Genomic DNA, 21,037 nt, shown 5'->3' on the forward strand with positions numbered 1-21,037 from the left:
TATCGTTGAGGCCCATCGCCAGCAAGCGCGCGCCTACAGTGCCAGAGCTGTTCACGGCTTGAGCACATCGAGCAAAGTGATCGGCAAGGCCTGGCGCCAGGTGTCGAAATCCCCCAGCGGTTGGGCCTGGGCGATATGAATGCGCGTCAGTTCGCCGCCATGGGCCTGACGCCAGCTCATCAACAGCAGTTCACTTTGCAGGGTCACGGCATTCGCCACCAGCCGTCCTCCCGGCTTGAGCCGCGCCCAGCAGCTGTCCAGCACCCCGGGGCAGGTGACACCGCCGCCGATAAAGATCGCGTCCGGCGGCTCCAATCCTTCCAGGGCCTCGGGTGCGCTGCCGCGAATCAATTGCAGGCCCGGTACGCCGAGGCGCTCACGGTTGCGCTCGATCAACTGCTGGCGGCCGCTGTCGGCCTCGATGGCAATGGCCCGGCAACTGGGGTGGGCGCGCATCCATTCGATACCGATGGAGCCGCTGCCCGCGCCGACATCCCACAACAGTTCAGCGGGTACCGGGGCCAGGCGGGCGAGGGTGATGGCGCGAACATCGCGCTTGGTCAGTTGCCCATCATGTTCGAACGCCGTGTCCGGCAGTCCACCGATACGCGACAGACGCGGTGTGCCGGGGACCGCCAGGCATTCGATGGCGACCAGGTTCAGGTCGGCCACGAACGGGTCGTTCCAGTCCTCGGCCAGCCCATCGATCCGCCGTTCCGCCGGACCACCGAGGTGTTCCAGCACACTGATCCGGCTCGGACCGAAACCCCGTTCGCGCAACAGCGCGGCAATCGCGGCGGGACTCAGGCCGTCATTGCTCAGCACCAGCAAGCGCACGCCGCTGTGCAGATGTGCACTGAGTGTGGCCAGCGGACGGGCGACCACCGAGAGCGTCACCACGTCCTGCAGGGCCCAACCCATACGGGCAGCGGCCAGCGAACAGGAGGAGGGCGCGGACAGCACGCGCATTTCCTCGGCGGCGACCCGGCGCGCCAGGCTGGCGCCGACACCGAACAGCATTGGATCGCCGCTGGCGAGCACGCAGGTCGGTTCGCCGCGCAGGGCCAACACGGGTTCCAGTGAAAACGGGCTCGGCCAGACCAGCCGCTCGGCGCGGATGGAGTCCGGCAGCAGGTCGAGCTGGCGCTGGCCGCCGAATACCCGCGCCGCCGCGGACAGGGCTTCGCGGGCCTGTTGACCCAGGCCACTGAAGCCGTCTTCACCGATTCCCACGATTGTCAGCCAAGGCGCCATCTAAAATCCTCAAAACACAGCGGTTCCGACGGGCAGGCTTTTCATGCCATCGGACAAAGCAGGCATAATACCGCGCCTGCGAGGGCGAAATGCTCTTCGATAGCAACCTCTACCTTTCCTTCACTACCGGCCGTCCCTTGAACCAACGCCCGCCCACCACCGCTATTCGCCCCTCGGCCTGCCCGGGGTTGTTACGTATCGTCCCGGCGCTGGACGGCGGTATCTGCCGGATCAAGCTGGCCGGCGGGGTGATCGGCAGCGCCCAGGCCCAGGCGCTGGCCCGTGCCGCCGAGCGTTATGCCGGTGGCGTGATCGAAGCGACCAATCGGGCCAACCTGCAGATTCGTGGCATCGGCGCGCAACAGGCCGAGCTGATCGACGAATTGCTCGACGCCGGCCTCGGCCCGACCACGCCAGCGGGCGACGATGTACGCAACCTGATGCTCAGCCCGAGCGCGGGAATCGACCGTCAGTTGTTGATCGACACCCGGCCCCTGGCCGGGCAGATCCTGGCGACCTTGCAGACTCAGCCGCGCTTTCATGAACTGTCGGCCAAGTTCGCGCTGCAACTGGACGGTGGCGAAGCCCTGGCAATGCTGGAGCATCCGCACGACCTATGGCTGTCGGCGCTGCTGCTGGGCGACCAGCCGTACCTGGCGTTTGGCCTGGCTGGCTGTCCGGCCAACGACCTGCCATTGGCCGCCGTGCCCCTGGCCGAAGGGCATGCGCTGGTGGTGGCGGTGCTGGAGCTGTTCCTCGATCTGGCCCGCCCCGAGCAGACGCGCATGCGCCATTTGCTGGCTGAAGTCGCGCCGGCTGAATTCCTCGCTCAATTGAGCCAACGGCTTGGTTTTACACCGGCGGCGGTCCCGTCCTGGCAGCGAGTCGCTGCTCCCGGCCTGCGGCATATCGGCACTTATCCACAGCGCCAGCCGGGGCGTGTCTGCATTGGCGCGATGGCGCCCCTGGGCCGGCTTGACGCGACGATGCTCGACGGCGTGGCCCGGCTGGCCAGTGAGTTTGGCGATGCCAGCCTGCGCCTGACCCCCTGGCAGAGCCTGTTGTTGCCCAATATCCGCAGCGAAGACGCGGCAACCGTCAGCGCACAATTGCAGCGCCTCGGCTTGTTGTGCGACGCCGCCGACGCCCTGGCGCAACTGATCGCCTGCACCGGCTCGGCCGGCTGCGGCAAGGGCCTGGCCGACACCAAGGCCGACGCCCGCAGTCTGGCGCGGCAGCTGCAAGAGCAACCCCAGGGCGTGCACCTGTCCGGCTGCGCGCGTTCCTGCGCGGCGGCTCATGTGGCGCCGGCCACCTTGCTGGCGGCTGCGCCGGGCCATTACCACCTCTATTTCCGCGACGCCGCGCACCCGGGCTTTGGCCGGCTGCACGCCCGCGACCTTACTATTGATGCGGCGGGCGCCCTGCTGGCAGCCCGCTCACGGAGCAACACCGATGATTGATTACATCCGCGACGGTCAGGAGATCTATCGCAACTCCTTCGCGATCATTCGCGCGGAAGCCAACCTGGCGCGTATTCCCGCGGACCTGGAAAAGCTCGCCGTGCGGGTGATCCACGCCTGCGGCATGGTCGATGCCATCGACGGTCTGCAATTTTCCCCGGGCGCCGGCAAGGCCGGGCGTGAGGCCTTGGCGGCTGGCGCGGCGATTCTCTGCGATGCGCGGATGGTCAGCGAGGGCGTGACCCGTGCGCGCCTGCCGGCCAACAATCCGGTGATCTGCACCCTGCGCGACGAGCGCGTGCCCGAGTTGGCGCAAGCGCTGGGCAATACCCGCTCGGCGGCGGCGCTGGAGCTGTGGCGGCCGTATCTGGAGGGCAGCGTGGTGGTGATCGGCAACGCGCCGACAGCGCTGTTCTACCTGCTGGAAATGCTCGATGCCGGCGCGCCGAAACCGGCGTTGATCCTCGGCTTTCCGGTGGGCTTTGTCGGCGCCGCCGAATCCAAGGCGATGCTTGCGGCTGACAGCCGTGGCGTGCCGTTCGTGATCATGCAAGGCCGGCTCGGTGGCAGCGCCATGGCCGCCGCGGCAGTGAATGCCCTCGCTACGGAGATTGAATGATGCAGCAGCCTGGACGTCTGATCGGCCTCGGCGTGGGCCCCGGTGACCCGGAACTGATTACGCTCAAGGCCTTGCGCCTGCTGCGCGAGTCGCCGGTGGTGGCGTATTTCGTCGCCAAGGGCAAGAAAGGCAATGCGTTCGGCATTATCGAGGGGTACTTGCAGGAGGCCCAGAGGCTGCTGCCGCTGGTCTACCCGGTGACCACCGAGGCGCTACCCGCGCCCTTGTCCTATGAGCAGGTGATCAGCGACTTCTACGACGAAGCCAGTCTGGAAGTGGCCACACACCTGGAGGCCGGCCGCGATGTGGCGGTGATCTGCGAAGGCGACCCGTTCTTCTACGGCTCCTACATGTACCTGCACGACCGCTTGGCCGAGCGTTATGAGGCCGAAGTGATTCCTGGCGTGTGCTCGATGCTCGGGGGCGCCTCGGTGCTCGGCGTGCCGCTGGTATACCGCAACCAGAGCCTGTCGGTCTTGTCCGGCGTGCTGCCCCATGACGAACTCAAGCGCCGCCTGGCCGATGCCGACGCGGCGGTGATCATGAAGCTGGGGCGCAACTTTCCCAAGGTTCGCCAGGTGCTGGAAGAGTTGGGCCTGGCTGGCCGCGCCTTATATGTGGAGCGCGCGACCATGGCCAATCAGAAGATCGTGCCGCTCGATCAGGTCGAGCCGATGTCCTCGCCGTACTTCTCGCTGATCATCGTGCCCGGCGAACGGTGGCAGGGATGAGCCGCGCGCAACCGGCCATTGTCATTCTCGGCAATGGCAGCCTGGCGACGGCCCGGCGGCTGCAACGGATTTACCCGGATGCGCTGGTCTATGGGCTGGCGGAGCGGGTCGACGGCGCGGATCGGCTGTACCACGAGTTTGGCGCGACGATGCGCCAGCTTTATCAACAGGACACCCCGATCATTGCCCTGTGCGCCGCCGGTATCGTCATTCGCACGCTGGCCCCGGTGCTATTGGAGAAAGGCGCCGAACCGCCGGTGCTGGCGGTGGCCGAGGACGGCAGCGCCGTGGTGCCGCTGTTGGGTGGGCTGGGCGGGGTGAATGTCATGGCCCGGGAAATGGCTGCCGGTCTCGGTATCGCGGCGGCGATCACCACCAGCGGCGAGCTGCGTTTCGGCACCTGCCTGCTGAACCCGCCGAGTGGTTATGCCCTGGGCGACCTGGAACTGGGCAAGCGTTTTGTCTCGGACCTGCTGGCCGGCGAAAGCGTGCGTATCGAAGGCGCGGCACCCTGGTTGGCAGAGGCGAATTTGCCGGAGGATCGCCAGGCGCGCCTGTCGATTCATGTCGGCAGCGCCGAGCGGGTGCCGGCGGCCAATGAATTGCTGATTTATCCGCGCAGCGTGCTGGTGGCGGTCACGGCTCGTGTGCCGGAACTGGTCAGCGCGGTTTGCGATGCTCTGCATGGCGCGAATATCGCCCGGCAGTCGCTGGCCTGCCTGTTGGCGGCGGACAGCGAGATGGCCAGCCCCGTGTTGCGTGAAGCGGCAGTCGAGCTGGGCGTGCCCTTGCGTTTTGTCGCCTCGACCGGCTCGGTCGCTGAAATGGCACAACAGGCGATACCGCAATTGCTAGCGCCGATCTCCGTCAGCGAGGGCTTGGCGATCGCGGTCGCCAGCCAGCCATTGGCGCCGGAGCGGATCGGTCGTCCACGCGGTCGCCTGGCGGTGATCGGCCTCGGTCCTGGCGCCGCCGAACTGATGGTCCCGGCGGTGAAGGCCGAGCTGGCAAAGGCCAACGACGTACTGGGTTATGAAACCTACGTGCGCATGGCTGGCCCGTTCCGCGCCGATCAGGTGCTGCATTGCACCGATAACCGCGAAGAGATGCAGCGTGCCCGGCATGCTTTCGAACTGGCGGCCCAGGGCCGTTCGGTGGTGGTGGTGTCGTCCGGCGATCCGGGCGTGTTCGCCATGGCGGCGGCGGTGCTCGAAGCCCTGCACGAATCCACTGACCCGAGCTGGCACAGCGTCGACCTGGAAATCCTCCCCGGGGTCTCTGCCTCGCTGGCGACGGCGGCCCAGGCTGGTGCGCCGTTGGGGCATGATTTCTGTGTGATGTCGCTCTCGGACAACCTCAAGCCCTGGGCCGTCATCGAGAAGCGCCTCGACCTGGCGGCCCAGGCCGATCTGGCCCTGGCCTTCTACAACCCGATCTCGCGCTCCCGCCCCTGGCAGTTGGGCCGCGCCCTGGAGATCGTCGCCGGGCATCGCACGGCGCAGACGCCGGTGGTGCTGGGACGGGATATCGGTCGGCCGGGACAGACCTTGCGGGTGACCACCCTGGGTGAGTTGACGCCGGACCAGGTGGACATGCGTACCCTGGTCATCATCGGTTCCTCCACCACCTGTGTTTTCCCCCGTGCCGAGGGTGGCGAGTGGGTGTACACCCCGCGCTGGTACGGTGAAAAGCCTCGCTCTTGAGGAGCGCTGTGCTCAGGGCAGCAGATACCCGCGTACCCCGGTAAAGATGATCTGCGCCGCCAGGGCGCAGACGAACAGCCCCATCAGACGGCTGACGATCTGCAAGCCCTGGTCGCCGAGGATGCGTTCGATCCGGTTGGACAGGTACAACACTACGCCGACGGTCAGGCTCGCCAGGGCGATACTGACGATGGCCGAGAGCTTGTCATCCCAGTGCGGCTGGCTGACCCCCATGACCAGCAGGGCACCGATGGTGCCGGGGCCGACGGTCAGGGGGATGGTCAGCGGGACGATGGTCACGTCCTGCTGCACATTGTCGGTCTGCACCGCCGATTTACCCTGGGCCATGCCCAACGCCGAAATAAACAGCACACTGCCCGCGCCGATGCGGAAGGCATCCACGGTGATGCCGAAGACGCTGAAGATCACCCGCCCGAACAGATACAGCAGCACGCTGGACACCAGCGTCGCCAATGCGACCTTCCAGGCCAGGCGTCGCCGCTCCTTGCTGGAGTAACCACGGGTCAGGCTGATAAAGCAGGACAGGACGAAGAACGGGCTGTAGAGCACCAGCATCTTCAGGTAAACGCTGAATAACACGTGGAGCATGGTTTGGGCTCGCAACGGAGGAGGGCGACGGCAGTCTATCAGGCGTTGCGCACGCTGTCGGCTGTGTCCGGGAAGCGGCCGGGCCGATCGTCATGGGCGGGGCGTGGCCTCGCCGTCAGGGCGTCGGGACCTGGGTCTGCTGGTGCGCGCGCTCGGCCACCCAGTGCTCCACCAACTCACGCAATTGCGACAGCTCCACCGGCTTGGCCATATGCCCGTCCATCCCGGCCTGGCGCGCGCGCTCCTTGTGCTCGGTGAGAATGTGCGCGGTCAGCGCCACCACCGGGGTGCGCACGCGCTGGTTGCCGACTTCCCAGGCACGTAACTGCTGGGTGGCGGAAAAACCGTCGAGGATCGGCATCTCGCAGTCCATCAGCACCAGGTCGTAGTGCTGGGCTTTCATCGCCCGCAGGGCCTCTTCGCCATTGCTGGCGGTGTCGGGCTTGAGGTTGAGCTTGCCGAGCATGCCGCGAATCACTTTGGTGGAGATGCTGTTGTCTTCGGCCACCAGGATGCGGAAGTCGCTCGGTACGGCGATCGGTTCCACCGCCTCGGGGCTTGCCGCGGGCGTCGGCGTCGGCCCCGGTCCTGGCCATTTGTCGCGCTGGGCCAGTTCGTCCGCCAGGGTGGTCTTGAGGGTGTAGCCAGCCACAGGCTTGGCGAGGATGCGCTTGACCCCGGCATTGCGCGCGATGATTTTGCTCGGCGCGTTGCTGATGCCGGTGAGCATGATCAGCAGGATATCGTGGTTCAGGCTTGGGTCTTCCTTGATCTTCGCCGCCAGTTGCATGCCGGTCATGCCGGGCATGTTCTGGTCCAGCAGCACCGCGTCGAAGTAGTCGCGCAGGTGGGCCTTGGTCCGCAGCAGCGCCAGGGCTTCCTTGCCCGACGGCACGGCGCTGACGTTCAGGCCCCAGGCGCTGCATTGCTGCACCAGCACCTTGCGGCAAGTGTCGTTGTCGTCGACCACCAGCACCCGCGCGCCGCGCAGCGGACCGTCAAGGTCCGAGGTTGGGTTCTCCAGGTGCAGCGGGTCCAGGGGCAAGGTCAGCCACAGGGTACTGCCCTGGTGGGTGCCGCTCTTGATGCCGAACTCGCCTTGCATCAGTTGCACCAGTTGGCGGGCGATCACCAGCCCGAGATTGCCACCCAGACGGGTCGCGGCGAGGAAGTTCTTGCTCTGCAGTTCGGCGTGGAGCAGGGCATCGCGTTCTTCGTCGCCCATCGGCACGCCGCTGTCCTGGACCGCGATGCGCAGGCGCGGCTGGCCGCTGCGTTCGTCGAGGGCGACGACGATCAGGATCTCGCCCTCGTCGGTTTTCTTCAGGGCGTGTTCCAGCAGGCTGAGTAGAGTCTGGCGCAGGCGCGTCGGGTCACCGCTGATCACTCGGGGGACCTGGGGCTGGATAAAACTGATCAGCTCGACATTCTGCTGCTCGGCCCTGGCGCGGAAAATACTCAGGCAGTCATCGATCAGGGCGTTGAGGTCGAACTGCACGTCATCCAGTTCGATCTGCCCGGACTCCAGCTTGGAGATATCGAGGATCTCGTTGATCAGGGTCAGCAGCTCGTTGCCGGCGCTGTGGATGGTCTGCACATAGTCGCGCTGTTTGACCGACAGGGGCGTGCCCAGGAGCAGTTCGGTCATGCCCAGCACGCCGTTCATCGGCGTGCGGATCTCGTGGCTGATCTTCGCCAGGAACTCGGCCTTGGCGGCGATTTCCGCATTGCTCGCCGCCAGGTCGCGGCTGAGGCTGAACTGGTCTTCGGTGATGCTGCGGCGGCGCTCGCCCAGGGCCACGCTCATCAACAGGCCGCTGATGCAGATAAACACCAGCAGCGCGATGATCAGGCCTTGCGGCGCCACCTGCGTCAGTCCCAGTAGTGCGGGCAGGATCACCAGCGTGCCGATGTTGAAGATCACCATGGCCACCACGAACAGTCGCGCCGGACGGTAGCCCTTCTGCCAGTGATAGGCGGACACCAGCAGGATGCTCAGGCTCGCCAGGCCCACCAGGCCATAGGTCATGATGTTCAGCGGCAGGGTGTCGACGAACAACAGCAGCAGGCCGCCAAGGCTGATGATCAGGATGTCGCCCAGCAGTAACTTGTTCAGCGGATGCGGGCCCAACTGCGAAAAAAACGAGTAGGCGAACATCAGTCCACAGGGTGCCGTCAGCAGCAGCGCCACATAGGAGGCGGGGGTTTGCGCGCCATGCCAGTCGGGCAGCCAAGGGCCGATCAGGTTCAGCAGGAACAGTGCGCTGAGCAGCAGGAAACCTTCGCAGGCGGCCAGCCACAGGCTGCTGTGCGAGCGGGTGTAGGTGAAGCGGATCAGGTTGTGCAGGATCAGCATCGTCAGGCAGCCGAACAGCAGGCCGTAGAGCAGCGACTGGCTCTGGTCGGCGGCGACCGCGATAGCCGGTTCGAGGGTGATGTGCGGGCGTAGCTCGTGCTTGGACACCAGCCGCAGGTAGATATCCAGCGGTCGGTTGCTTTGTACCAGCGGCAGCATGAAGTCGCTGCTGGGCAATGGGCGCTCGGCCTGAGGCAGGTCGTTGCCGGTACGCACCTGGGCGATCAGGTTGTCGCCGTCGAGGGTATAGAGGTCAAGGCGGGCCAGATCAGGGGCGAAGACCCGCAGTACTTGTTCGTGGGTGCCCGGTTGCAGGCGAAAGCGCAGCCACAAGGCGCCTTCGGGTTGGGCCGCGGTCAGGCGTTCGAGCTCGACCGGACTGAATTGGTTGGTGTAGCGCGAAGAGCGGATATCGCTCAATTGCAGGTCGGCCTGGTCGTCGAACAATGACGCCCAGCCAATGCCTTGCGAGGCCTGGGCCGGAGCAAGGCAGAGCAGGGTCAGCAAGCTGACAGTAATACCTATGGCGATCCTGAGCCAGCGCACGGCGAAATCCCTTCGTAGGTTGATGCCTGGTGATAACTATGCGCAGGGCTGGAATAGTTCGGCAAGGGTTGCACACCCTTGCCTATCCCTTCGGATAGCTTATTCCTTTGATTCTGCGCGTTCGCGTGCAATTGCACGATAGCCGATATCGCTACGGTAGAAGCAGCCGTCCCAATCAATCTTAGCCGCGAGCTTGTAAGCTTGCTGCTGTGCGGCGTCAACACTGTTGCCCAGGGCGGTGGCGCAGAGCACCCGACCGCCGGAAGTTACTACCTGGCCGTCCTTCAGTGCGGTACCGGCGTGAAAGACTTTGCCTTCCAGACCCGCGGCCGCGTCCAGGCCCTTGATCAGCGCGCCCTTGGCGTAGTCGCCCGGGTAACCGCCGGCAGCGAGGACGATGCCCAGGCTCGGACGTGGGTCCCATTGGGCTTCGATCTTGTCCAGGGCCTGGGCCAGCGCGGCCTCGATCAGCAGGATCAGGCTCGATTGCAGGCGCAGCATCACCGGTTGGGTTTCCGGGTCGCCGAAGCGGCAGTTGAACTCGATGACTTTCGGATTGCCGGCCTGATCGATCATCAGTCCCGCATAGAGGAAGCCGGTGTAGACGTTGCCTTCGGCGGCCATGCCGCGCACGGTGGGCCAGATCACCTGGTCCATGACCCGCTGGTGCACCTCGGCGGTGACCACCGGTGCCGGCGAGTAGGCGCCCATGCCGCCGGTATTCGGGCCGCTGTCGCCGTCGCCGACGCGCTTGTGGTCCTGGCTGGTGGCCATGGGCAGGACGTTCTTGCCGTCGACCATGACGATAAAGCTGGCTTCTTCGCCGTCGAGGAACTCTTCGATGACTACCCGCGAACCGGCCTCGCCGAAGGCATTGCCGGCGAGCATGTCGCGCACGGCGTCTTCGGCTTCGCCCAGGGTCATGGCGACGATCACGCCTTTGCCGGCGGCCAGGCCGTCGGCCTTGATCACGATCGGTGCGCCTTTTTCCCGCAGATAGGCCAGGGCCGGCTCGATCTCGGTGAAGTTCTGGTAGTCGGCGGTGGGGATCTTGTGGCGCGCCAGGAAGTCCTTGGTGAAGGCCTTGGAGCCTTCCAGCTGGGCGGCACCGGCGGTCGGGCCGAAGCAGTCCAGGCCACGGGCGCGGAACAGGTCGACCACACCAGCGACCAACGGTACTTCCGGACCGACGATGGTCAGGGAAACGTTTTTCTCGGCAAAATCCGCCAGCTGCTCAAGGGCCAGGACGTCGATGGCGACGTTTTCGCACTTGGCCTCGATGGCGGTACCGGCGTTGCCCGGGGCGACGAAGACTTTCTCGACACGCGGGTCCTGCGCCACTTTCCAGGCCAGGGCGTGTTCACGGCCACCGCTGCCGATGATCAAAACATTCATTTCAAAAACCTCGATGACGCTGAATTCTGGGAGAGCATTGTGGGAGCCGGCTTGCCGGCGATGGCGGCCGCAAGATCAAATGCAGGACTCGCCGGCCTCATCGCCGGCAAGCCGGCTCCCACGGGGGCTGTGTTATCAGTGGCGGAAGTGGCGCATGCCGGTAAAGACCATCGCGATGCCGGCTTCATCCGCCGCAGCAATCACTTCATTGTCACGCATCGAGCCGCCCGGCTGGATCACCGCGGTGATACCGACCTTGGCCGCATTGTCGAGACCGTCGCGGAACGGGAAGAACGCATCCGAAGCCATGACCGAGCCCTGTACCTGCAGGCCAGCATGCTCGGCCTTGATGGCAGCAATACGAGCGGAGTTGACGCGGCTCATCTGGCCGGCGCCGACACCGATGGTCTGGCGGTTCTTGGCGTAGACGATGGCGTTGGACTTGACGTACTTGGCGACTTTCCAGGCGAAGATCAGGTCGTGGATCTCTTGCTCGGTCGGTGCGCGTTGGGTCACGACTTTCAAATCGTCGCTGCCGATCATGCCGATATCGCGGCTCTGCACCAGCAGGCCACCGTTGACGCGCTTGTAATCCCAGGCCGGGGCGCGGTTGGCATCCCACTGACCGCAGACCAGCAGGCGCACGTTGGCCTTGGCGGCAACGATGGCGCGAGCTTCTTCGCTGACGGACGGGGCGATGATCACTTCGACGAACTGACGCTCGACGATGGCCTTGGCGGTTTCGGCATCCAGTTCGCGGTTGAAGGCGATGATGCCGCCGAAGGCCGATTCACTGTCGGTGGCGTAGGCCAGTTCGTAGGCCTGGCGGATACCGCCTTCGGCGTCCGGGCTGACGGCCACGCCGCACGGGTTGGCGTGCTTGACGATGACGCAGGCCGGTTTGACGAAGCTCTTCACGCATTCCAGCGCGGCGTCGGTATCGGCCACGTTGTTATAGGAGAGCTCCTTGCCTTGCAGCTGGGTCGCGGTGGCGATGCCGACTTCGGCAGGCTTGGCTTCCACGTAGAACGCCGCGCTCTGGTGCGGGTTCTCGCCGTAGCGCATTTCCTGGGCCTTGATGAACTGGCTGTTGAAGGTACGCGGGAATTCGCTGCGACCTTCCGTGCTCAGGGTCTCGGCGGCCTGGTTCACGGTACCCAGGTAGTTGGCGATCATGCCGTCGTAGGCGGCAGTGTGTTCGAAGGCCTTGAGCATCAGGTCGAAGCGCTGGGCGTAGGTCAGGCCACCAGCCTTGAGGCTTTCCAGGACCTGGCCGTAGTCGCCGGCGTTGACCACGATGGCCACGTCCTTGTGGTTCTTGGCCGCCGAGCGAACCATGGTCGGGCCGCCGATATCGATGTTCTCGATGGCGGTCGGCAGGTCACAGCCGGGCTTGTTGATGGTGGCTTCGAACGGGTAGAGGTTGACCGCCACCAGGTCGATCGGCTTGATGCCGTGCTCGTTCATGATGGCGTCGTCGATACCGCGACGACCGAGGATGCCGCCGTGGATTTTCGGGTGCAGGGTCTTCACCCGGCCATCCATCATTTCCGCGAAACCGGTGTAATCGGCAACTTCCACCGCGGCCACACCGTTGTCTCGCAGCAGCTTGAAGGTCCCGCCGGTGGAAAGGATCTCCACGCCCAGGGCTTCCAGCTCCTTGGCGAATTCGAGGATCCCGGTCTTGTCGGAAACACTGATCAAGGCACGGCGGATCGGCAGGCGGGTAGTCTGGTCGGTCATCTCAATTTCCATCAAAAGCAAAGGAGTCAGCAAAAAAGGCGACCGTTTCTACGCGGGCGCCTTTCTGGTTTGATTGAATGCTTACAGCAAATCGTACTGTTTGAGTTTCTTGCGCAGGGTGCCGCGGTTCAACCCGAGCAGCTCGCTGGCCTTGGTCTGGTTGCCCTTGACGTAGTTCATCACGCTTTCAAGCAAGGGCGCCTCGACTTCCGAGAGCACCAGGTTGTACACGTCCGTGACGGCCGCGCCCTCAAGGTGGGCGAAATAATTGTGCAGCGCCTTCTCGACACTCCCGCGAAGGGTCTGGCCTTCTTCGCTCGGCGTGTTGAGGTGCTGTTTCAAATTGACGTTGTCGCTCACGGGCGTTGTTCCACTCACTAAAGTCTCGGTCATCATCGTCATGCGGCCACCCCTCTTCCTTCCCCTGTCACCAGGCTCTTGTAACGTTCGGCGAAGAACTCACGAACGTTGGCGCATTGTGCTTCCGTATCTTCCACACGATTGAAGTGGGCGCGAAACTCCTTGGCGCCCGGCAAGGTTGCGAGATACCAGCCAACGTGCTTGCGGGCGATACGCACACCCATCACCTCCCCATAGAAGGCATGCAACGCGGCCAGATGCTCTAGCAGAATACGTTCCACCTCGAACAGCTCCGGTGCCGGGAGGGTTTCACCGGTACGCAGAAAATGCTCGATTTCACGAAAAATCCATGGCCGCCCCTGGGCGGCCCGGCCGATCAACAGGCCGTCGGCACCGGTCGCGTGCAGCACGTGCCGGGCTTTCTCGGCCGAATCGATGTCGCCGTTGGCGAAGACCGGGATCGACACCGCCTGCTTGATCGCGGCAATGGTGTCGTACTCGGCTTCACCGGTATACAGGTCGGCGCGGGTTCGCCCGTGCACCGCCAGCGCCGTGATACCCGCCTGTTCGGCAATCTTCGCCACCGTCAGGCCGTTCTTGTTCGCCCGGTCCCAGCCGGTGCGGATCTTCAGGGTGACCGGGACCGCCACCGCCGCTACCACGGCGTGCAGGATCTCGCTCACCAGTGCTTCGTCTTTCAGTAACGCCGAGCCGGCGGCCTTGTTACAAACCTTCTTCGCCGGGCAGCCCATGTTGATATCGATAATCTGTGCACCCAGCTCGACATTGGCCCGGGCCGCCTCCGCCAGCATCTGTGCGTCGCCACCGGCGATCTGCACCGAGCGGGGCTCGGGATCGCCTTCGTGGATCATGCGCAGACGCGATTTGCGGCTGTTCCACAAGCTCATGTCGCTGGTGACCATTTCCGAGACTACAAGACCCGCGCCCAAGCGTCGGCACAACTGACGAAAGGGCTGGTCGGTGACGCCCGCCATGGGGGCGAGAATCAAGCCGTTCTGCAATGTATATGGGCCGATGCGTACCGCCGACATAGGACTTCCCTGTTGTGGGGACGGATCATGAGAGTTCGAAAAAGGGTTGGCATGATACCCGCTCTCGATGACTGGATAAAGGCAAAATTGGATAAAATCTGAACAGTTATTCGCTTATCGCTGGCGGTTTGGTTGCCGCCGGAAAACAGCCGTCTCGCCGGGCGAAGGGCCCCGGGCTACTCGGGCGAGTGGAAGCTCAGGCTGTAGTTTACGGCTTTGGCGCCCGGGTCGAGGATGTCCAGGGCGATATGGATCGGTGTCTGTGGTGGCATTTCGCCTTGTCCGGCGAGGTCGCCACTCAGGTACTCGGCGGGTTTGAAGCGGCGGCTGGCGATCAGATGGCCGTTCAGGTCGGCGAAGCGCAGCTCCAGCAGCGGGAAGGGCTGGGAGAACGGCGCGCGGTTGTAGATGATTGCGTCCACCACCAGGGCGCCGGCAAAGTCCGGGTGGCTGCGCACCACCAGGTTACTGCTCTTGATCCGGGCGATATCGACTTTTGATGGCACTTTGCAGCCTATTTCCGGGCACAGTTGCTGGAACCAGGGACGGTACTGGTCCTGGCGCGCCAGTTCGTCGAAGTGATAACCGACGTATTGGCCGAGCAGGGCAGCGGCGGCCAGCAGCACCAGCAGCAGCCAGAGCAGGCGTCGGCCCCAGGGCGAGCGACGGCGTTGCCAGTCGAGCTGGATCGGGTCGTCGACCAGGTCCAGCAGCACATCGTCGTGCAGGCCGGGCTCGTTGCGCTCGCGCTTGGACTTGGGTTTCTTGCGCTCGTCTTCGGGGGGCGCTTCGTCAATGTGCTCGGCGGCCGGGGCGGCATGGAAGGCGTCGTCTTCCAGCTCGTGGTGTTCGAGTTGCAGACGCGGGACCGGCGGTTCGTCGTCGAGGTCGGCGAGATCGAAGGACAGCGAAGGCTCGGTACGCGCCGACTTGGGTTGTTCGGCTTTGTTTTCCGCGGCCTTGGCCGGGGCCGTTTCGTCCGCGTCGGCAAGGTCGGCTTCGACGTGCGGGGTCGGCGGCTCGCTGAACAGACTGTCGGGCCATTGCTCTTCAGTGTCCGGGTCGTCGCGGCGGGCGCTGAGGGAGTCGCCCTTGCCGCCACGGTCCTGGCCGAATGCCTTGGTCGGCTGAATTTCCCGTTGTTCCAGGCGCGCCAGTTCCTCGTCCAGGTCAAGGTTGTCCAGGTCCAGCTCTTCGGCCGACCATTGCCTCTGGCTGATGGCCCGTGGCTGCTCAGGCGGCTCTGGAGGCGGTGGCGGTGCTGGCGGTTTCGGCGCCGCGGCGGGCGCGGCAACCGCGGCGGCGCTCGCCGCTTCCCTGGCTGCGCGTTGTTCGAGCAGTTGTCGCGCAGCGTTGAACACCTGCAGGCAGGAGCCGCAGCGAACCACACCACGGGCCACGCTCAATTGAGCGTGACTGACGCGGAAACTGGTCTGGCAATGCGGGCACTGGGTGACGAAGCTGTCGGTCATGCGGCGATCCGGTTCATGCAAGCGCCCATTCTAGCGCCGACGACCACTGATGCGCACCCAGCCATCGCGATTGGCAATCGGGTCGAGGTCGAAGTCCTGGGCATAAGCGGCAGCCACTTGCGCGCCTTGTTCGGCGAGGATCCCCGAGAGTGCCAGACGCCCGCCAGGCTTGACCAGGGTGGACAATTGCGGGGCCAGGGATACCAGCGGGCCGGCGAGGATATTGGCCACCAGCACGTCGGCCTGGACCTGGGGCAGGTCTTGCGGCAGGTACAGTGGGAACAGCGCTTCGGCGATGTGGTTACGCCCGGCGTTGTCACGGGAGGCTTCCAGGGCCTGGACGTCGATATCGGTGCCGACCGCTTCACGGGCGCCCAGCAGCAGGGCGGCAATCGCCAGGATCCCCGAGCCGCAGCCGAAGTCGAGGACGCTGCAGTCCTTGAGGTCCTGGCCGTCGAGCCATTCCAGGCACAGCGCGGTGGTCGGGTGGGTGCCAGTACCGAAGGCCAGGCCCGGGTCGAGCAGCAGGTTGACCGCTTCCGGCTCCGGCGCGGCGTGCCAGCTCGGGACGATCCACAGGCGACGGCCGAAGCGCATCGGCTCGAAGTTGTCCATCCAACTGCGTTCCCAGTCCTGGTCCTCGATCACTTCGCTGTGGTGCTCGGGCAGCGGCGCACCGGTCAGCAATTCCAGGTGCGCGAGCACGCTGGCCGCTTCGGTGCCGCCTTCGAACAGGGCCAGCAGGTGGGTGTGGGACCACAGCGGGGTGGTGTTGAGTTCCGGTTCGAAGATCGGTTGATCTTCGGCATCCATGAAGGTGACCGAAACGGCGCCGACTTCGAGGAAGGCGTCTTCGTAGATTTCGGCTTGTTCCGGGCTGATGGCCAGGCGTACTTGCAGCCAAGGCATGGCGGGGCACCTTTGTAAAAATGGAGTGTGCAACCGCTGGAGGCTGCGAGAAACGCGCAAGTCTACTTGAGCAGCGCCCCGGACGGTATTCAAAAAAACGAACCTGAGTCTGGCGCAATCCCCTGTAGGAGCGTGGCTTGGTGGGAGCGGAGCTTGCCCGCGAAGCTTTTTGGCGATATTGAGGCCCCCTTCGCGAGCAAGCTCTGCTCCCACAAAAGGAGCAAAAACAACAAGGCCGCAATTAAGCGGCCTTGTCGATCGGATCACGGACTCACTGGTTGGCGAGCTTGTGTTCCAGGTAGTGGATGTTTACGCCACCCTTGCAGAAGCCTTCGTCGCGAACCAGGTCGCGGTGCAGCGGGATATTGGTCTTGATCCCGTCCACCACGATTTCGTCCAGGGCGTTGCGCATGCGCGCCAGGGCTTCGTCACGGTCCTTGCCGTAGGTGATCAGCTTGCCGATCAACGAATCATAGTTCGGCGGTACCGCATAACCACTGTACAGGTGCGAATCGACGCGAACGCCATTGCCGCCTGGCGCGTGGAAGTGCTTGACGGTGCCAGGGCTCGGAATGAACTTCTTCGGGTCCTCGGCGTTGATCCGGCACTCCAGGGCGTGGCCGCGGATCACCACGTCGTCCTGGGTGTACGACAACGGGTTGCCAGCGGCGATGCTGAGCATCTCCTTGACGATGTCGATCCCGGTGACCATTTCCGAGACCGGGTGTTCCACTTGTACGCGAGTGTTCATCTCGATGAAGTAGAAGTTGCCGTTCTCGTAGAGGAACTCGAAGGTGCCGGCGCCACGGTAGTTGATGTCGATGCACGCCTTGACGCAGCGGGCGAAGACTTCCTGGCGGGCTCTTTCATCGATGCCCGGGGCCGGTGCTTCTTCCAGTACCTTCTGGTGGCGGCGCTGCAGCGAGCAATCGCGGTCACCCAGGTGGATGGCGTGGCCCTGGCCGTCGGACAGCACCTGGACTTCCACGTGACGCGGATTGGTGAGGAATTTTTCCAGGTACACCATCGGGTTGCCGAACGCTGCACCGGCTTCGGTGCGGGTCAGCTTGGCCGAGGAGATCAGGTCTTCTTCCTGGTGCACCACGCGCATGCCGCGACCACCACCGCCACCGGCGGCCTTGATGATCACCGGGTAGCCGACTTCACGGCCGATGCGCAGGGCCTCTTCCTCGTCTTCCGGCAGCGGGCCGTCGGAGCCGGGAACGGTCGGTACGCCGGCTTTGATCATGGCGTGCTTGGCCGAAACCTTGTCGCCCATCAGGCGAATGGTGTCGGCTTGCGGGCCGATGAAGGCAAAACCGGATTTCTCGACCTGTTCGGCGAAGTCGGCGTTTTCCGCGAGGAAGCCGTAGCCCGGGTGGATCGCCGTGGCGCCAGTCACTTCCGCCGCCGCGATGATGGCCGGGATGTGCAGGTAGGACTGGGCGGCAGACGCCGGGCCGATGCACACGGATTCGTCTGCCAGGCCCAGGTGCATCAGCTCCTTGTCGGCCTTGGAGTAGACGGCGACGGTCTTGATCCCCAGTTCCTTGCACGCGCGCAGGATCCGCAGTGCAATTTCACCGCGGTTGGCGATCAGGACTTTTTCCAACTTCGCAGGTTTCGACATCGTTGTCTCTCCGCGCTTCAAACGATGGTGAACAGCGGTTGGTCGTACTCAACCGGCTGGCCGTCTTCGACGAGGATGGACTCGATCATGCCGCTGGATTCGGCTTCGATGTGGTTCATCATTTTCATGGCTTCGACGATGCACAGGATGTCGCCTTTCTTCACGCTCTGGCCGACTTCGACAAAAGACGGGGAAGCAGGCGAGGCCTTGCGATAGAAGGTACCGACCATCGGCGAACGGGCTACGTTGCCGTTCAGCGCCGGGGCGGCGGCAACGGCCGGGGCCGCGGCAACAGGGGCGGCAGCCGGAGCGGCGGCGACCGGTGCGGGCATCGGTGCCGGAGCGTAGTACTGCTGCGCCGGGGTCTTGCTGTGGCGGCTGATGCGTACGGACTCTTCGCCTTCCTTGATCTCGAGCTCGTCGATACCGGATTCTTCCAGCAATTCGATCAGTTTCTTAACTTTACGGATATCCATTAATCGTCAACTCCCAAGGGTCGGTCAGGGGTGTTTAGCCTGTGATTCAAGCTGTTCCAGGGCGGCCTCCAGGGCCAGTCGGTAACCGCTGGCGCCAAGGCCGCAGATCACTCCCACAGCGACATCTGAAAAGTAGGAGTGATGGCGGAAAGGTTCGCGTTTGTGCACGTTCGACAAATGCACTTCGATGAATGGGATGCTCACCGCCAGCAGCGCGTCACGTAATGCGACACTTGTATGCGTAAAAGCCGCTGGATTGATCAGGATGAAGTCCACGCCTTCGCCACGGGCCGCGTGGATTCGCTCGATCAGTTCGTACTCGGCGTTGCTTTGCAGGTACAGCAGATGGTGCCCCGCCTCGCGGGCCCGGCGCTCCAGGTCCTGGTTGATCTCGGGCAGCGTCACCGCGCCGTAGACGCCCGGCTCACGGGTGCCGAGCAGGTTCAGGTTGGGTCCGTGCAGAACCAGTAGGGTCGCCATCGGTTGTTCCTTGTCATTCGCGTGCAGTTGTCGGTGCGGGCCGACTATGCCGGAAAGCTTTGGCGACTGTCCAGTTACCTGCAATAGCCAGCACGATGTCCGATGTTCGCGCGAAATTTATGACTGATTTGTCGGATCCGGTCACTTGTCCCGGCGGCAGGTTCGGCGAAGTTCGCCGCGCCGCTGTCGCCGATGCCCGGCACTGCGGCGATTTTGCCGCCGTTGCGGGCGAAAGGCCGGGGCGCGGGGCGCGACTCGTGGCGCGGTGTCAGACGCGGAAGGCCTGCACGGCGGTGCGCAATTGCCCGCCTAGCACCAGCAGGTGTTCGCCCTGGCTGCGGCCTTCGCCGATGCGCAGCAGGTTGTCGCCACCCAACTGGTGGATACGTTCGCTGTGATCACGGATTTCACTGACCGCGCCGCTTTGCTGGGCGGTGACATCGGCGATGCGCACCGCGGTCTCGGCGATGGTCTGGATGGCACCGACAATCTTGTCCAGGGCGCCGTCCGCCGCCTGCGCCTGGCTGGCCGTGGCCTCGGCATGCTCGACCTGCGCGCGCATGCCTTCCACCGACTGCCGCGCGGCGCTTTGCAGGCCGGCGATCAGGTTCTGGATCTCGCCGGTGGCCCCGGCGGTGCGTTGCGCCAGGCTGCGCACTTCTTCGGCGACCACGGCGAAACCACGGCCCATTTCTCCGGCACGGGCGGCTTCGATGGCGGCGTTGAGGGCCAGCAGGTTGGTCTGGTCGGCAATCGAGCGAATCACCGTCAGCACGCCGCCGATGGTGGCCGATTCCTCGGCGAGCTTTTCGATCATCTGCGCGTTCCCCTGGACCTCGCCCACCAGCGCGTGCAAACCGGTCAGGCTCAGGCCGATGACCTGCTGGCCGTGTTCGACCGCACTGCCGGCGCTGCGACTGGCATCGGCGGCCTGGCTGGCGTCGCCGGCGACTTGCTGGATGGTCGCTTCCAATTCGCCAAGGGCGTCGCGGATCTGCGCGGTATCGCCGGCCTGGCGCTCGGCGCCGCTGTGCAGGCCACCGCTGAGGTCGGCCAGGGCACGGCTGCTGCCGGCGACTTCCTCGGCGTTCTGCCGAATGGTCCCCACCAGGTCCACCAGATAGGCGCGCAGGCGGTTCAGCGAAGCTTCGATATCGTGCAGTTCGCGGTTGGTCTTGCCCAGTTGGATATCCCGGCTGAAATCGCCTTCGGCCCAGGTCGACAGCGCCGGCGCGAGGTTGCTCAGAACCCGTGACAGCTTGCGTTGCAGGGTATCGATCAGCAACGCGATCAGCAGGATCAGGCCGATCATCAGGCCCTGCATCAGGCGGACGTCGCCCTGGATCTTGCCATGCTGGGCGCGAACCACCGGCTCCAGCGCGGCAATTGCCTGCTGTACGGCGCTGATCTTGAGGTGGGTCGCCGTCGCCAGGTCCGAGCGCTTCTGGATTTGCTCGCGGGTGCGGCTCAGTTCCGCCGGGTAACGGCTCAGCAGGCTGTGCAGTTCGCGCTTGAGGTCGACGCCGCTGTCCTGGGCCACGGCCTTTTCGGTGCTCTCCAGGCCCATCATGGCGCTGAAGTCGTCGGTGTTGGATTCGCTGCTGGCGGTCACGCCGAGCAAGGGCAGGGCTTCCAGCTGTTCGGCCTGGCCGCAGATGTTCGCCAGTTCGCGTTCGACATCGGCGGCCAGTTCGCTGCGTCCGCTGCTGACCAGCTTGTCCCGCGCCAGGCTCAACCTGGCCAGGTGCGACGAAGCGGCCAGCAAGGGAGGCAGATAGGCGGCCGCGCCCGGCGCCTTGGCCCCGGTGGCGTATTGGCCGAGCTGATCCAGGTTACCGCCCAGCTCGCGTTCGGCCTGGAGCAGCAGGGCTTGAGGGTCACCGGCCAGCTTGCCGGCGGCGAGCAGGTCGGTCTTGCTGAAGTCGTTGAGGGCGGCGAGGCTGGGGCGCAGGGTCGCGGTCATGTCCGACGGCAGGGTGCCGAGCTGTTTTTCCAGCTGCTCGATGGCCTGGCTCGCGCTGCTCAGGCGCAAGGCGTCACCGCTGCCCAGGTAGTCTTCGATATTGCGCGCCGCCTGGTTCTGGAATTGCTGCGACAGGCTGAGGTAACGCTCCATCAGTTGGTAGGGCCGTTCCAGTGCCTGTTGCGACCACCAGAGCGTGGCTCCGAGCGCGAGGCAGACGGCGACAAGCAGCAGGGTGTTGAGATTGGTCAGCAGCTTCAGGCGCATTCAGGATTC

The 21,037-nt window shown here is 64.7% G+C and carries 17 protein-coding genes; 4 read left to right on the forward strand and 13 right to left on the reverse strand.

The features are described from left to right. Window positions 1–51: 51 nt before the first annotated feature. Window positions 52–1,254: a precorrin-6y C5,15-methyltransferase (decarboxylating) subunit CbiE gene (gene cbiE / locus AC07T0_RS24165; protein ID WP_495003550.1), complete on the reverse strand. Its 1,203-nt coding sequence runs from the start codon at window positions 1,252–1,254 to the stop codon at window positions 52–54. Window positions 1,255–1,391: 137 nt separating this feature from the next. On the opposite strand from cbiE, the gene cobG reads away from it, so the two are divergent. Genes cobG through cobJ form a run of 4 tightly spaced genes read left to right on the forward strand, consistent with a single transcriptional unit; the run spans window position 1,392 to window position 5,770 of the window. After that, entirely contained in the window at window positions 1,392–2,717 is a 1,326-nt protein-coding gene (cobG, locus tag AC07T0_RS24170) for a precorrin-3B synthase (RefSeq protein ID WP_495003601.1), read from the forward strand. Then, window positions 2,710–3,336 (forward strand): precorrin-8X methylmutase, encoded by a 627-nt coding sequence (locus AC07T0_RS24175; protein WP_495003551.1) that lies wholly within the window; start codon window positions 2,710–2,712, stop codon window positions 3,334–3,336. Before cobG ends, AC07T0_RS24175 begins: the two co-directional genes overlap by 8 nt. After that, the gene (locus AC07T0_RS24180; RefSeq protein ID WP_495003602.1) at window positions 3,336–4,067 is read left to right on the forward strand and encodes a precorrin-2 C(20)-methyltransferase; all 732 of its coding nucleotides are present in this window, start codon (window positions 3,336–3,338) and stop codon (window positions 4,065–4,067) included. The genes AC07T0_RS24175 and AC07T0_RS24180 overlap by 1 nt, the downstream gene beginning before the upstream one ends. Next, window positions 4,064–5,770: a precorrin-3B C(17)-methyltransferase gene (gene cobJ / locus AC07T0_RS24185; protein ID WP_495003552.1), complete on the forward strand. Its 1,707-nt coding sequence runs from the start codon at window positions 4,064–4,066 to the stop codon at window positions 5,768–5,770. Before AC07T0_RS24180 ends, cobJ begins: the two co-directional genes overlap by 4 nt. A 12-nt stretch (window positions 5,771–5,782) precedes the next feature. On the opposite strand, the gene AC07T0_RS24190 is transcribed toward cobJ, so the two are convergent. The 12 genes from AC07T0_RS24190 to AC07T0_RS24245 form a co-directional block, all read right to left on the reverse strand. Beyond that, complete coding sequence (locus tag AC07T0_RS24190) at window positions 5,783–6,379, reverse strand: MarC family protein (protein ID WP_495003553.1); 597 nt, start codon at window positions 6,377–6,379, stop codon at window positions 5,783–5,785. Between the two features lie 115 nt (window positions 6,380–6,494). Beyond that, entirely contained in the window at window positions 6,495–9,281 is a 2,787-nt protein-coding gene (locus AC07T0_RS24195) for a hybrid sensor histidine kinase/response regulator (protein WP_495003554.1), read from the reverse strand. Window positions 9,282–9,380: 99 nt separating this feature from the next. Next, the gene (gene purD / locus AC07T0_RS24200) at window positions 9,381–10,676 is read right to left on the reverse strand and encodes a phosphoribosylamine--glycine ligase (RefSeq protein ID WP_495003555.1); all 1,296 of its coding nucleotides are present in this window, start codon (window positions 10,674–10,676) and stop codon (window positions 9,381–9,383) included. Between the two features lie 135 nt (window positions 10,677–10,811). Then, on the reverse strand, window positions 10,812–12,419 hold the full coding sequence (purH, locus tag AC07T0_RS24205) for a bifunctional phosphoribosylaminoimidazolecarboxamide formyltransferase/IMP cyclohydrolase (RefSeq protein WP_495003556.1): 1,608 nt from the start codon (window positions 12,417–12,419) through the stop codon (window positions 10,812–10,814). 81 nt (window positions 12,420–12,500) lie between these two features. After that, window positions 12,501–12,821 (reverse strand): DNA-binding transcriptional regulator Fis, encoded by a 321-nt coding sequence (gene fis / locus AC07T0_RS24210; RefSeq protein ID WP_003186237.1) that lies wholly within the window; start codon window positions 12,819–12,821, stop codon window positions 12,501–12,503. Continuing rightward, window positions 12,818–13,831 carry a tRNA dihydrouridine synthase DusB gene (gene dusB, locus AC07T0_RS24215; protein WP_495003557.1) on the reverse strand — a complete coding sequence of 338 codons (1,014 nt, stop codon included), beginning with the start codon at window positions 13,829–13,831 and terminating at the stop codon, window positions 12,818–12,820. Before dusB ends, fis begins: the two co-directional genes overlap by 4 nt. Window positions 13,832–14,007: 176 nt before the next feature. After that, window positions 14,008–15,303, reverse strand: coding sequence for a DUF3426 domain-containing protein (locus AC07T0_RS24220; RefSeq protein WP_495003558.1), 1,296 nt, complete (start codon window positions 15,301–15,303; stop codon window positions 14,008–14,010). 30 nt (window positions 15,304–15,333) lie between these two features. Further along, window positions 15,334–16,212: a 50S ribosomal protein L11 methyltransferase gene (gene prmA / locus AC07T0_RS24225; RefSeq protein WP_495003559.1), complete on the reverse strand. Its 879-nt coding sequence runs from the start codon at window positions 16,210–16,212 to the stop codon at window positions 15,334–15,336. A 271-nt stretch (window positions 16,213–16,483) separates the two neighbouring features. Further along, window positions 16,484–17,842, reverse strand: coding sequence for an acetyl-CoA carboxylase biotin carboxylase subunit (gene accC / locus AC07T0_RS24230; protein ID WP_495003560.1), 1,359 nt, complete (start codon window positions 17,840–17,842; stop codon window positions 16,484–16,486). A gap of 17 nt (window positions 17,843–17,859) precedes the next feature. After that, window positions 17,860–18,318, reverse strand: a complete 459-nt coding sequence (accB, locus tag AC07T0_RS24235) for an acetyl-CoA carboxylase biotin carboxyl carrier protein (RefSeq protein ID WP_495003561.1) — start codon at window positions 18,316–18,318, stop codon at window positions 17,860–17,862. Between the two features lie 24 nt (window positions 18,319–18,342). Then, window positions 18,343–18,798, reverse strand: coding sequence for a type II 3-dehydroquinate dehydratase (gene aroQ / locus AC07T0_RS24240; RefSeq protein WP_040063984.1), 456 nt, complete (start codon window positions 18,796–18,798; stop codon window positions 18,343–18,345). A 268-nt stretch (window positions 18,799–19,066) separates the two neighbouring features. Beyond that, window positions 19,067–21,028 carry a methyl-accepting chemotaxis protein gene (locus AC07T0_RS24245; RefSeq protein WP_495003562.1) on the reverse strand — a complete coding sequence of 654 codons (1,962 nt, stop codon included), beginning with the start codon at window positions 21,026–21,028 and terminating at the stop codon, window positions 19,067–19,069. Between the last annotated feature and the right edge of the window lie 9 nt (window positions 21,029–21,037).

The organism is Pseudomonas sp. GW821-FHT04D07 (genome assembly GCF_059420225.1).

Coding starts and splice junctions, on each gene's coding strand:
- accB (WP_495003561.1), bottom strand. CDS start 18,318: ATGGATATCCGTAAAGTTAAGAAACTGATCGAATTGCTGGAAGAATCC.
- prmA (WP_495003559.1), bottom strand. CDS start 16,212: ATGCCTTGGCTGCAAGTACGCCTGGCCATCAGCCCGGAACAAGCCGAA.
- cobJ (WP_495003552.1), top strand. CDS start 4,064: ATGAGCCGCGCGCAACCGGCCATTGTCATTCTCGGCAATGGCAGCCTG.
- AC07T0_RS24190 (WP_495003553.1), bottom strand. CDS start 6,379: ATGCTCCACGTGTTATTCAGCGTTTACCTGAAGATGCTGGTGCTCTAC.
- aroQ (WP_040063984.1), bottom strand. CDS start 18,798: ATGGCGACCCTACTGGTTCTGCACGGACCCAACCTGAACCTGCTCGGC.
- dusB (WP_495003557.1), bottom strand. CDS start 13,831: ATGTCGGCGGTACGCATCGGCCCATATACATTGCAGAACGGCTTGATT.
- fis (WP_003186237.1), bottom strand. CDS start 12,821: ATGACGATGATGACCGAGACTTTAGTGAGTGGAACAACGCCCGTGAGC.
- purH (WP_495003556.1), bottom strand. CDS start 12,419: ATGACCGACCAGACTACCCGCCTGCCGATCCGCCGTGCCTTGATCAGT.
- cbiE (WP_495003550.1), bottom strand. CDS start 1,254: ATGGCGCCTTGGCTGACAATCGTGGGAATCGGTGAAGACGGCTTCAGT.
- AC07T0_RS24175 (WP_495003551.1), top strand. CDS start 2,710: ATGATTGATTACATCCGCGACGGTCAGGAGATCTATCGCAACTCCTTC.
- AC07T0_RS24245 (WP_495003562.1), bottom strand. CDS start 21,028: ATGCGCCTGAAGCTGCTGACCAATCTCAACACCCTGCTGCTTGTCGCC.
- AC07T0_RS24180 (WP_495003602.1), top strand. CDS start 3,336: ATGCAGCAGCCTGGACGTCTGATCGGCCTCGGCGTGGGCCCCGGTGAC.
- AC07T0_RS24220 (WP_495003558.1), bottom strand. CDS start 15,303: ATGACCGACAGCTTCGTCACCCAGTGCCCGCATTGCCAGACCAGTTTC.
- purD (WP_495003555.1), bottom strand. CDS start 10,676: ATGAATGTTTTGATCATCGGCAGCGGTGGCCGTGAACACGCCCTGGCC.
- accC (WP_495003560.1), bottom strand. CDS start 17,842: ATGTCGAAACCTGCGAAGTTGGAAAAAGTCCTGATCGCCAACCGCGGT.